General features: G+C 30.8%; 11 protein-coding genes. 3 read left to right on the top strand and 8 right to left on the bottom strand.

Annotated elements, in window-relative coordinates:
- Positions 1-50 precede the first annotated feature (50 nt).
- The gene (locus ACIQ11_RS01285) at positions 51-1,571 is read left to right on the top strand and encodes a T9SS type A sorting domain-containing protein (protein ID WP_396152073.1); all 1,521 of its coding nucleotides are present in this window, start codon (positions 51-53) and stop codon (positions 1,569-1,571) included.
- A 49-nt stretch (positions 1,572-1,620) separates the two neighbouring features.
- Here ACIQ11_RS01285 and ACIQ11_RS01280 read toward each other — a convergent pair whose 3' ends face one another.
- Genes ACIQ11_RS01280 through ACIQ11_RS01265 form a run of 4 tightly spaced genes read right to left on the bottom strand, consistent with a single transcriptional unit; the run spans position 1,621 to position 4,045 of the window.
- A complete protein-coding gene (locus ACIQ11_RS01280; protein WP_396152102.1) occupies positions 1,621-2,034 on the bottom strand; it encodes a thiol-disulfide oxidoreductase DCC family protein in 414 nt (137 codons plus the stop codon).
- 5 nt (positions 2,035-2,039) lie between these two features.
- Positions 2,040-2,435, bottom strand: a complete 396-nt coding sequence (locus ACIQ11_RS01275; RefSeq protein WP_396152071.1) for a glyoxalase — start codon at positions 2,433-2,435, stop codon at positions 2,040-2,042.
- Positions 2,436-2,457: 22 nt separating this feature from the next.
- The gene (locus tag ACIQ11_RS01270; protein ID WP_396152069.1) at positions 2,458-3,717 is read right to left on the bottom strand and encodes a mechanosensitive ion channel family protein; all 1,260 of its coding nucleotides are present in this window, start codon (positions 3,715-3,717) and stop codon (positions 2,458-2,460) included.
- Between the two features lie 49 nt (positions 3,718-3,766).
- Positions 3,767-4,045, bottom strand: coding sequence for a DUF3817 domain-containing protein (locus tag ACIQ11_RS01265; protein WP_396152067.1), 279 nt, complete (start codon positions 4,043-4,045; stop codon positions 3,767-3,769).
- Positions 4,046-4,226: 181 nt separating this feature from the next.
- On the opposite strand from ACIQ11_RS01265, the gene ACIQ11_RS01260 reads away from it, so the two are divergent.
- Together ACIQ11_RS01260 and ACIQ11_RS01255 are read left to right on the top strand one after the other, a co-directional pair.
- Positions 4,227-6,140: a DUF294 nucleotidyltransferase-like domain-containing protein gene (locus tag ACIQ11_RS01260; RefSeq protein ID WP_396152065.1), complete on the top strand. Its 1,914-nt coding sequence runs from the start codon at positions 4,227-4,229 to the stop codon at positions 6,138-6,140.
- A gap of 5 nt (positions 6,141-6,145) precedes the next feature.
- Positions 6,146-6,733: a PolC-type DNA polymerase III gene (locus ACIQ11_RS01255; RefSeq protein WP_396152063.1), complete on the top strand. Its 588-nt coding sequence runs from the start codon at positions 6,146-6,148 to the stop codon at positions 6,731-6,733.
- 69 nt (positions 6,734-6,802) lie between these two features.
- Here the strand turns inward: ACIQ11_RS01255 and acs are convergent, their stop codons facing one another.
- The 4 genes from acs to ACIQ11_RS01235 form a co-directional block, all read right to left on the bottom strand.
- Complete coding sequence (gene acs, locus ACIQ11_RS01250) at positions 6,803-8,710, bottom strand: acetate--CoA ligase (protein WP_396152061.1); 1,908 nt, start codon at positions 8,708-8,710, stop codon at positions 6,803-6,805.
- Between the two features lie 105 nt (positions 8,711-8,815).
- A complete protein-coding gene (locus ACIQ11_RS01245; protein ID WP_396152100.1) occupies positions 8,816-10,735 on the bottom strand; it encodes a propionyl-CoA synthetase in 1,920 nt (639 codons plus the stop codon).
- A 122-nt stretch (positions 10,736-10,857) separates the two neighbouring features.
- Positions 10,858-11,220: a response regulator transcription factor gene (locus ACIQ11_RS01240; RefSeq protein WP_396152059.1), complete on the bottom strand. Its 363-nt coding sequence runs from the start codon at positions 11,218-11,220 to the stop codon at positions 10,858-10,860.
- A 1-nt stretch (position 11,221) separates the two neighbouring features.
- Positions 11,222-11,935: sensor histidine kinase (locus ACIQ11_RS01235; protein WP_396152057.1), on the bottom strand; the 714-nt coding region annotated here is incomplete at its 5' end.

Below are 11,935 nucleotides of genomic sequence, written 5' to 3'. Positions count from 1 at the left end.
TTTTTTATAAAATAATTATTAAATTTGAATGAATTTTAAAAATATATTTTATGAAAAAATCTTTACTTAGTTTAACATTTGGGTTATTCTCTCTTGTTACATTTTCTCAAGGAGGTCTTACGTGTGCTTCCGCGGTTAATATTACTGCTAATGGTACTTATGTAATTGGTACGATAACAGGTACTAAATCAACTGGTACTGGAACTTGTTTCACTACTAGCTCAACAAGTCCAAATTCAATGTGGTATAAATTTACGCCTTCTTCAAGTGGTGTAATGTCAATATCCTCTGATATTGCAGCTAACCCCGCTGACGCTGATACAAGATTGAGTGTGCATACAGCTGTTACTGCTTGTACTGATCCATGGGTTTGTGTAGCGAGTAATGATGATGTTGATGCAACAAACTTTAGATCGGCTTTAAGTAATGTAACTGTTACAGCTGGAACTACATATTATATCGAATGGGATGATAGATGGGAAAATGTTGGTGGCTCATTCACTTTTACATTTACTGGACAATCATGCTTTATTCCTTCTGGATTTACTTTCTTAGTTCCTCCAACTACTACTACGGCATCTATTGGATGGACTGCTCCAACTTCAGGAACAACTCCAGTTGGTTATGTTTTTGAATATGGTCCACAAGGATTTACTCAAGGTACTGGTACTACAATTAATACAACTACTAATTCAGCAGCTTTGACTAATTTAAATCCAAGTACTGTATATTCATTTTATGTAAGAAGTAATTGTGGAGCAGGAGACTTTAGTCTTTGGTCTAATGCAATAAGTTTTAACACAGTTTTTGAACCTACAAATCCAACTTATTCTACAGGTTTTGAAAATTCTTCATTCCCTTTTATTGGTTGGCTAGCGGCTACACCAGTTGCAGGAAGTTTATGGGGAGTTAATGCTGCAGTTTCAGGCGATCCAACGGTTTATGCTGGTGCTAATTCTATTTTTAGCTTGAGTAGTACAACAGTTAATACAGATAGTTCTGTAATTTCTAGAGGTGTTAATTTAACTGCCGGAAATTTAGCAACCGTTTCTTTTTATGTTTCTAACTTTAAAACTATTGCTACTTCTACTGCGACATCTAATTTTGATGTTAAGTGGGGAACTGCTCAAACTTTAGCTTCTCAAACAAATACTATTGGTACTGAAGCTGGATATTCAAGTGCAGCTTTTACTCAAAAAACTTATACTTTTACTCCTTCAACAACTGGTGTTTACTATTTTAGTATACAAAATAAATCACCAATTAATTCTCAGGCTGGAACACACGGAATATTAGTAGATTCTTTCACAGTATCTCAATTATTATCCTCAGAATCATTTACTTTATCTGGAGTAACAATGTATCCTAACCCAGCTACTGATATTTTAAATATTCAATCTGAAACTGAAGTGTTAACTAAAGTTTCAATTACTGATTTAAATGGTAGAGTAGTTAAAGAAGTTTCAAATAACTTATCTCAAATTTCATTAGAAAATTTAGCTAAAGGGATTTATATGGTAACAATTGAATCAGCTACAGCTAAGAAAGTAGAAAAATTAATTGTTGAGTAAATTCAACTTTTAATAAAAATTAAAAATCCTGAAGAAATTCAGGATTTTTTTATGCAATAAATTTATCAGTAATATCTTCAGATGGCAGCAAACAATTCTCATTTTTTCCATACCATTTGTATCTATTTTTTGCGATGAAATCATATAAAAGATTCTTTATATTTATAGGAATAAAATTAAAAAGAAACAACAATTTTACTGATGAAGATAAGTGTTTAATAATCCTAAAAACCGCTTCTGACTTAATAAAATAGGCATAACCCGGTTCGTATAGTATTATACTGTCTATAGTTTTATCAATACCTAAATACGTAATTATTTTTTGTCCAGTTTCACTTTGTAAGGCTACAAACCTAAATACATCATTTGCATCATTTTTAATAATAAAATTGACTTTATCATTACAATAATTACAAACGCCATCAAAAAGTATGATTTTTTTATCTTGAGGTAATTGGTTAATTTCCATTACTCGTTAGTAAGTAATTGTATTTGACTTCTGTATCTTTCAATCAATAATGTCATCATTCGTTTGTTTAAACTTGAGGAGTTTTTAATATAAATTAAATATTCTTCCACTGAAAACAAGCCAATAATAATACCCTTTAAAGCATTTCTGAATTTTATATCTTTTTGAATTACGTTTTCAATGTATTTCTCTTTTTTATCTGGTGAAAGTGTGAAAAACAATCCTTTTTGTTTGATAGCATAATTTATAAAGACCTGCAAAAGCAAATCGTTTTGAAACTTTAAAATTGGTCGTAAAGTGCTATTCTGAAACGCTTCTTCAGTTAATGTATCTAAAAAATCAACACCTAATTTTTCAGATTTAATTGCAGATAAAATGCTGTCTCGATTTGTCATACCATTCACTTTTTAAAAATTATTATTCAATATCTAATAAATTTAATTTTTCTGCTTTAACGTGTTGTACTTCAAATAATTCTAAATCAAAATAAGGAACAGAAGCGATAATATGGTCAAAGATATCTGCCATAATATATTCGTAATTTTCCCATTTTTTATCTTTGCTAAAGCAATAAATCTCTAAAGGAATACCTTTTTCAGTGGGTTGTAAATGTCTGACCAACAAATGCATATCCTTGTTAATTCCAGGATGTGTTTCAATATATTTTTGAATGTATTTTCGAAACAAACCTAAATTTGTCATATTTCGACCATTTACGTTTAATGATTTGTCGATGTTATTGGCCATATTAAACTTATCAATATCCAATTTTTTCTTATCAATATAATTCGATACAAACTGAATACGTTTAAACGATTCCAATTCTTCATTCGTAACAAACCGAACGGTAGCACCTTTTATTAAAACGTGTCTTTTGATTCGTCTTCCGTCAGAATTAATCATACCGCGCCAATTTCTAAAACTGTCTGAAATTAAGCTATAAGTTGGAATAGTGGAGGTGGTATTGTCGAAATTTCTGACTTTAACCGTTGCTAAATTAATTTCTTCTACTTCTCCATCAGCACCGAATTTATCGACAGTTATCCAATCTCCAATGCGAACCATATCGTTCACTGTAACTTGAATACTGGCAACAAAACCTAAAATTGTATCTCTAAAGACTAAAATTATTAATGCCGAAATGGAACCAAATGCGGTTAATAACGAACTTTTTTTAGTGTCAAAAAGCAATAAAATAATAGATAATAAGGCGTAAATCCATAATACAATCATTATGACTTGAATGTAGCTATCTATAGGCTTATCGTTATATTTAGGTAAAGTTTTTAAATAATCTTTTAAGGAATTAAAGACACTTCGAACAATAAAAAGTGATAAAATAATGATGAAAATTTTTACGCTTTTTCCAAATAAATTTTCCCAATACACAAAATCATCTAAAACAATTGGTATTTTTATACTTATATAATATAATGGTACTAAATGAGCAATATATTTAGCGGTTTTGTTGGCTACTAAAAAATCGTCAAATGTTGATTTTGTGTACGTTGCCACAATAGCCAAACCAATTATTAATATTTTTTTTGCCAAATAATCAATAGCATAAGCCAAAACCATTAATACCAATAAATTAACGAACAAATTTCCGTATAAGGTAAAATCTGCACCGAAATCAAGCTTTTTTAATACTGGTTCAATTAGATCGAAAACTTTCATATTTGAAAAAAATTATTTTTTATTTTGGAATATGCGAATTTTAAGCACTTTAATTTAAATATTTTTTATCTACCCAAAAAGTACCAAACGGAATAAAAGACGCTAATATAATAATGCTAAAATCTTTTAAATTCCATTTTTTTTCATCTTTCAATAAAAAAGCTAATATTATGTACAAGATAAATAAAACACCGTGAAGCATTCCGAATGGTTTCAGAATTAATTTATACGTATCAAAATAATTTGGTTTTAGAACCAACATATTAAAAATTAAAACTAAAAAAGAAATTCCTTCAAGTAGTGCTATTTTTTTAAACCAGTTTAACATAGTGCTAAATTTTATATTTCTACAAAATTAAATAATGTTTAGCAATAATCATCTAATTTAAGATAATATTAAATAATATTAATGAATTATAATATACATTATGTAAAATAGAATATTTAAGAATACGTTAGTAAGAATTGATTTATTTGTTTAATTTTGATGTGTATTTACTACTCCTATTATGAAGAATACTTTTGCAGAAAACATTGTAGATTTTTTAAAGCTATACGATCCATTTAAAACAGTAGCTTATGGCGACTTGTTAGAAATTGCTTCGCAGAGTGAAATTATCTATTTAGAAAAATCAAAACGATTATTTAAAATCAATGACGAATTGCATCAGAATTTTTATATTGTACATTCTGGTATTATTCATTTAACAAAAATAATTGATGCACAAGAAACTCTAATTTCTAAATGTTATGTAGGATCAATTTTTGGTTTACGTCCGTTTTTTGCAAAAAATAATTATTCGTTAAATTCTATTGCAAATGAAGATGCTGTAGTGTATGCCATTCCTATTGTTTTATTTAAACCACTTTTAGCAAAATATGCTGCTGTAATGGATTACTTTTTAGAGAGTTTCTCTGAACAGACAAAATCCAACGGTGAAAATTATCAAAATTTAAAAGCGATTTCTGAAGCCAGTTCGGAAACAGAATTAACTGATTTTTCTTATTTTCAGGAATTGGATTATGATAAAAATCCACTTGTAATACCTACGCATACCAGTATTTCGACTGTGGCAAAGAAAATGATGGATACAAACAAATCCTATGCAATTGTTACGAATAACGCCAGAATAAACGGCTTAATTACGGATGCCGATTTCAGAAAAAAAGTGGCTTTCGGTGCGATTAATTTTGATGCCGATTGCAGCTCAATTATGCAACAAAATGTGGCTATTGTAGAAGAAACCATTTCTGTAGCAGAAGCGCAATTATTGCTTCTAAAAAACGAAACCAGCTATTTATGTGTTACTGAAGATGGTACAGAAAATACACGTATAAAAGGCATTATATCGGAACGCGATATTATTAAATCGCAGTCAAATAACCCAGGGGTTTTGATTGATGAAATTCGAAATTCGAAAAATTTTGAGGAACTAAAATACGTGCATTCTAAATATTTGTTTGTAATACAAAATTCATTCACAAAAAATATTCCGATATTTCATATTAACAACACTGTGGGTGGTATTTTACACGCGATTATTCAGCAATGTATAAAATTATCAATTGAAAAAATAGGCTCACCTCCTGCTCGTTTTGTTTGGCTATCTTTAGGAAGTCAGGCCAGAAAAGAGCAATTGGTTTTAAGTGATCAGGATAATTTAATTGTTTTCGAAAATGTGGCGGCAGACAAACACCGCGATGTTAAATTTTATTTCGTACAATTGGCTAAATTAGTCATCTTAAATATGCAGAATTTAGGCTATAAACCTTGTCCAAATGAGCACTTAGCCAGCAATATCAAATGGTGTAAATCGTTGTCTGATTTTACGTCAATTTATACGAATTGTATTAAATCGCCAGGGGAAAATATGTCGGATTTTAATGGCATTTTCTTTGATTTTGAATACATATACGGTGAAACGAAAATTAAAGATTCATTAGAAATTGCCATACATCAGAGTTTAGCTAATAATACTTTGTTTTTTGATTATATTGGTAATCAATTACTTAAACTTCCTCCTGCTTTGACTTTTTTCAAAAAATTTGCTGTTGAAGAAAACGGAAAACATAAAGAATTATTTAATTTAAAAGAAAAAGGGTTACAATTTTATATTGATGCAGCACGAATTTTTGCTTTAAGTAATAACTTAAAAGGAATTAACAATACCTATTTACGTTTTAAGCAAATGGCCATAATTGACACTAAAAATTCTGAAAAATACTTGGATTTTGCTGAAAACTATATAAAATTGCAAGAATTAAGAGCCCAAGAAGGTATTATAAATGACAATGACGGCGCTTTTATCGACCCAAAAAAACTGTCTAAAATTGATAAAGAGGAAATGAAAAAAGCCTTGTTAGAAATTGAAGATGTTACAGATTTAATTAAATCAAAATATAAATTAACCCAATTTTCATAAAACATATGTTATCAAAATTATTTCATAAAGAATATCCTGAATATTGGAAAAAATATACTGAATCTTTTAAAAGTCCAGCTACTAAATACGTTGTTATTAGTATGGAAACTTCTGGTTTAGATACAGAAAAAGATGTGATTATGTCTATCGCAGCAACATCTATAGTTGAAAACAGAATTATTTTGAAAGACTCTTTTGAAATTTATATTAAGCACACTACTCCATTAGATATTAGTTTAGATAACGAATTTATTACGGTGAGTAAAGTAGAAAAAGTTTCTGAAGAAGTGGCGATTGAAACCTTAATTGAATATCTTGGAAATTCAATATTTATTGGGCACCGAATTGATTTTGATATCGAAATGCTAAACCAAATGTTAAGTCGACTTAAATTAGGAAAACTTAAAAATGAGGCATATGATATTGAAGCTATGTTTAATAAATTATCAGAAACGAATGATAAAAAATATGCAATGGAAGAAATGAGTAAATTTTTAAATATTTCTATCAGTGAACGAAATTCTGTTGCAGATGATGCCTACTCTATAGCTATTTTATTTTTGAAATTGAAAAGTAAATTGGGAATTAAATAAAAAACTTTACCTATTTAAATACAAAAAGAGGCACTATATAGTGCCTCTTTTTATATTATTAAATTGAAATTATAACTTTTCGTTTTTAATTTCTTCAACAATTTCAGGGTTTAACAACGTAGAAATATCTCCGAAATTAGAGAAATCACCTTCAGCAATTTTTCTTAAAATACGTCTCATAATTTTTCCAGAACGTGTTTTTGGTAAACCAGATACAAATTGAATTTTGTCTAATTTAGCAATCGGTCCCACTTGATCTGAAATAAGTTGATTGATTTCTTTACGTAAATTATCTTGATTTCTCGTTTCTCCTGTTTCTTTTAAAATCACAAAACCATATAACGCATTTCCTTTAATGTCGTGAGGAAAACCTACAATTGCACTTTCTGCCACTGCTGGATGCTCATTAATAGAATCTTCAATAGGTGCTGTTCCTAAATTATGTCCGGAAACAATAATAACATCATCTACTCTACCCGTAATTCGGTAATATCCAACTTCATCGCGTAAAGCACCGTCTCCAGTGAAATATTTGCCTGGGAATGCTGTAAAATAGGTTTCTTTATAACGCTGATGATCACCCCAAATGGTTCTTGCCATTGACGGCCAAGGGAATTTTATACATAAACTACCCGTTACTTGGTTGCCTTCAATTTCGTTTCGTAATTCATCCATTAAAACCGGTTGAATTCCTGGTAAAGGTAAAGATGCATAGGTTGGTTTTGTTGGTGTTACAAAAGGAATTGGAGAAATCATAATTCCACCTGTTTCCGTTTGCCACCAAGTGTCTACTAATGGGCAACGCTTCCCTCCTACGTGGTCGTTATACCAATGCCAAGCTTCTTCGTTAATAGGTTCACCAACAGATCCAATAACTTTTAAAGAACGTAATGGGAATTTTTGAACATAATCTAAATTTTCTTTGGCTAAAGCACGAATGGCAGTTGGAGCCGTGTAAAATTGATTGACTTGATGTTTTTCAATTACTTCCCAAAAACGACTAAAATCTGGGTAAGAAGGTACGCCTTCGAAAAGTACTGTAGTGGCTCCATTTAATAACGGACCATATAAAATATAAGAGTGCCCTGTAATCCAACCAATATCAGCGGTACACCAGAATACATCATTTTCTTCGTAATTAAAAACATTTTTAAACGTGTAAGCAGTATATACCATATAACCCGCAGTTGTATGTAACATTCCTTTTGGTTTTCCGGTAGAACCTGAAGTATATAAAATAAACAACGGATCTTCGGCATCCATAATTTCAGCTACATTATTTCCTAAAGCAGCATCTAAAAGTGGTTGTAACCAAATGTCACGACCATCTTTCATATTTACAGCCGTATTTGTTCGTTTAGCTACTAACACTTTTTCTACACAAGGACATTTTTCTAAAGCTTCATCTACGATTCCTTTTAAATCTACCGATTTATTACCTCTAAATCCGCCATCGGATGTAATTACCATTTTACATTCAGAATCGTTAATTCTTGCCGCTACAGCAGAAGCTGAAAATCCAGCAAATACTACCGAGTGAATGGCTCCAATTCGTGCACAAGCTAAAACAGCTACGGCCAATTCTGGAATCATTGGTAAGTAAATACAAACTCTATCACCTTTTTTAATGCCTTGTTCACGTAATACATTGGCCATTTTAGAAACGCGCTCATATAATTCTTTATATGTAATATGTAACGCGGCTTCTTTTGGATCGTTTGGTTCAAAAATTATCGCCGTTTTATCGCCACGTTTGGCTAAATGCCTATCGATACAGTTTTTAGTAATATTTACTTTCGCATTTAAAAACCATTTGAAATTGGCTTCTTGCATATCAAAATCAAAAACTTTATCCCATTTTTGATACCAAGTAAAGTTTTCATCAGCAATACGATCCCAAAATTTTCTTGGTTCGCGTACTGATTTTTTGTACATTTTAAAATAATTTTCTAAATCAGTAATTTTATAATAACTCATTATTCGTTTGGTTTTTTGTTTCGTAATGTAAATATAATAAATCTATTCCTACGGAAAAGAAATAATTTGCTAAATAAGTATAGCTAACTTTTGTTCGATAAACTTTTATCTAAATGAACCTATTTTTGCTTTTATAAATTCGGTTCTAACTTCGTCAATTATAGCTTCATCATCAATAGTAGATGGAATTTGAAAATCAGTACCATCCGCAATATTTCGTAATAATTTACGTAAAATTTTACCTGAGCGAGTTTTTGGTAATCGCGGCACAATTACAACATCTCGCAAAGAAGCCACTGCACCAATTTGTTCACGAACTAACTGAACTACTTCGTGTTGCAGTTGAAAATGCTCAATACTTTCACCAGATTTATTTACAACTAATGCTAATGGAACTTGCCCTTTTAATTCATCATTAATCCCAATAACAGCACACTCTGCAACCGAGTGATGTGAAGAAACAATTTCTTCCATCTCAGCTGTAGATAAGCGATGACCTGCTACATTAATAACATCATCTACCCTACCCGTAATATATATATAACCGTCTTTATCTTTAAATCCGCCATCTCCAGAAAAATAATATCCTGGAAATTTTTCTAAATATCCTGCTTTAAATCGAGCGTTTTCATTCCATAAATCCATCATCGTTCCTGGAGGTAATGGTAATTTTATGACTACATACCCTTCTTCGTTTGCAGCCAATTCTTCGCCTTCTTCGTTAAAGATTTGAATATTATAACCCGTAACAGCTTTTCCTGCCGATCCTGGTTTTATTGGTAAAAACTCTACTCCCATCATATTAGCAATCATTGGCCAACCTGATTCTGTTTGCCACCAATGGTCAATTGCAGGTATTGGAATATGTGCTTGATACCATTCTAAAGTAGCGACATCACAGCGTTCACCCGCTAAAAACTGGGTTTTTAAACTTGATAAATCGTATTTTTTTATGAAGTCTCCATTTGGATCTTCTTTTTTGATAGCTCTAATTGCAGTTGGCGCTGTAAACATTACATTCACTTTATGCTCTTCAATTACACGCCAAAAGGTACTTGCATCTGGAGTGCGAATAGGTTTTCCTTCAAAAATGATTGTTGTATTTCTATTCAATAAAGGTCCGTAAACAATATAACTATGTCCTACCACCCAACCCACATCGGAAGCTGCCCAAAATACTTCATCTGGTTTAGCACCATAAATATGTTCCATTGAGTATTTAAGTGCAGTAGCGTAACCTCCTGTATCTCTGACAATTCCTTTTGGCTTTCCTGTTGTTCCAGACGTATATAAAATATATAACGGATGTGTCGCTTCTACTGGCACACAAGGCACTTCTTCTGAACCATAAACTAAAGCATCATAATCGACATCGTATTTTTTAAAAGGTATTCTTGCGCCTAATTTTCTGTTTAAAATAATTACTTTTTTTGGCTTATGCGAGGCTAATGCAATGGCATCATCTACTAAAGGTTTGTAGGCAATTAAGCGGTCTATTTCTATTCCAGAAGATGCTGTAATTACAATTTTTGGTTTGCAATCATCTATTCGTATTGCCAATTCGTGTGGTGCGAAACCACCAAAAACTACGGAATGAATTACTCCTATTCGAGCACAAGCTAACATTGCGAAGGCAGCCTGAGGAATCATTGGCATATAAATTACAGCTGTATTTCCTTTTTTTAAGCCTAAAGACAACATTCCACCTGCTAATTTAGCCACTTCAGCTTTTACTTCATTATATGTATACTTCTTAACAGTTTGTGTAACTGGCGAATCATAAATTATAGCTACATTATCTCCAAATCCATCTTCAATGTGTTTGTCTAATGCTAAATAACAAGCGTTTAATTCTCCATCTGCAAACCAAAGAGGATACTCATTTTGATCTTTAGACAAAATAGTAGTTGGTTTTTTAAACCATTGTATTGCATTTGCTTGTTCTGACCAAAATTTCTCTGGAGATTGAATACTATGGTCATATAATTCTTGATACGTCATTGTTTCTGTTAATTTGTTCTGTATTCTTAAAGTAAAAATACTAAATTAATACACACCAATTAAAATAATGTTGCTAAATAAGTATATATTTGAATTACAAAAAAAAGGTGAAAACAAATTTCACCTTAATATATTTTTTAAAAAAATTATTGAAGTAATTCAAGTACTTGTTCCACTACTTTTTTAATAGAAAAGGGCTTGGTTAAATACGCATCGGCACCTAATGCCATTCCTTTTTCAATATCACTTGCTTTGTTTTTAGCAGATAAAAAGATGACTTTAGTATGCGATAAATTGCTGTCTTTTCTAATGTGTTCTAAGGTAGCATAACCATCAACAAGAGGCATCATTACATCTAAAATGATGACATCTGGAAAATTAGATTTTACAATTTCTAATGCCTCTATTCCATCTCGAGCAATAAAAACTTCAAAATCATTTTTCTTAAAAGTATATTCTAATGACATTACAATATTGGGTTCGTCATCTACAATTAATATTTTTTTCATTTTAAATAGTATTATTTTTAGGTAAAGTAAAAACTATACTTGCGCCATTTGCGCTTGGTTCTGCCCATATTTTACCTTTATGATATTCCATAATTTGTTTACAAATCGCTAATCCTAAACCACTTCCAACTGGTTTTTTTATGTTTTGATTGGTAGATTGATAAAATTTATCAAAAATAGCATCAAAATCATTCGGTTGTATTCCTTTTCCGTTGTCTTGCACGAAAGTATGAATAAAATTATTCTTTTCCTTAATTTGAATCGAAATTAAGCCATCGGTTTCTGGACAAAATTTAATGGCATTGGATACTAAATTGGTAATTACTTGCACAATTCTATCTTCGTCATAAAAAGCAGTTACCACTTGTTTGCTTTCAATATGAATTGAAATGTGTTTGTTTTTAATGAGTTGCTGTAATGATTCTATAGATTTTTCAATCGTTTTTACTAAATTGTTCTGTGTAGGATGAATAATTTGTTTTCCAGTTTCAAATTTTTCTAAATCAAGAATTTTATCAATTAATCGGTTCAATCTATCGGATTCAGAAATAATATTTTGTAAAAACTGCTTTTTTAATTCATCTGGGATTTCATCATCATCGTGTAAAATTTCGCTTGCAGCTCTAATAGCGGTAATTGGAGTTCTTAATTCGTGTGTAACAGTATCCAAAAATTCATCTTTCTGTAGGTCTTTGCTAATTAATGAAGCGTTGGC

The organism is Flavobacterium sp., from assembly GCF_044361065.1.
Classification (GTDB): domain Bacteria; phylum Bacteroidota; class Bacteroidia; order Flavobacteriales; family Flavobacteriaceae; genus Flavobacterium.
This window is presented reverse-complemented; position numbering and strand designations above follow the sequence as displayed.

What these genes read in the sequence shown, in the direction of transcription:
- ACIQ11_RS01285 (WP_396152073.1), top strand. Translation starts at nt 51, where the DNA reads ATGAAAAAATCTTTACTTAGTTTAACATTTGGGTTATTCTCTCTTGTT.
- ACIQ11_RS01275 (WP_396152071.1), bottom strand. Translation starts at nt 2,435, where the DNA reads ATGACAAATCGAGACAGCATTTTATCTGCAATTAAATCTGAAAAATTA.
- ACIQ11_RS01270 (WP_396152069.1), bottom strand. Translation starts at nt 3,717, where the DNA reads ATGAAAGTTTTCGATCTAATTGAACCAGTATTAAAAAAGCTTGATTTC.
- ACIQ11_RS01265 (WP_396152067.1), bottom strand. Translation starts at nt 4,045, where the DNA reads ATGTTAAACTGGTTTAAAAAAATAGCACTACTTGAAGGAATTTCTTTT.
- ACIQ11_RS01260 (WP_396152065.1), top strand. Translation starts at nt 4,227, where the DNA reads ATGAAGAATACTTTTGCAGAAAACATTGTAGATTTTTTAAAGCTATAC.
- ACIQ11_RS01255 (WP_396152063.1), top strand. Translation starts at nt 6,146, where the DNA reads ATGTTATCAAAATTATTTCATAAAGAATATCCTGAATATTGGAAAAAA.
- acs (WP_396152061.1), bottom strand. Translation starts at nt 8,710, where the DNA reads ATGAGTTATTATAAAATTACTGATTTAGAAAATTATTTTAAAATGTAC.
- ACIQ11_RS01240 (WP_396152059.1), bottom strand. Translation starts at nt 11,220, where the DNA reads ATGAAAAAAATATTAATTGTAGATGACGAACCCAATATTGTAATGTCA.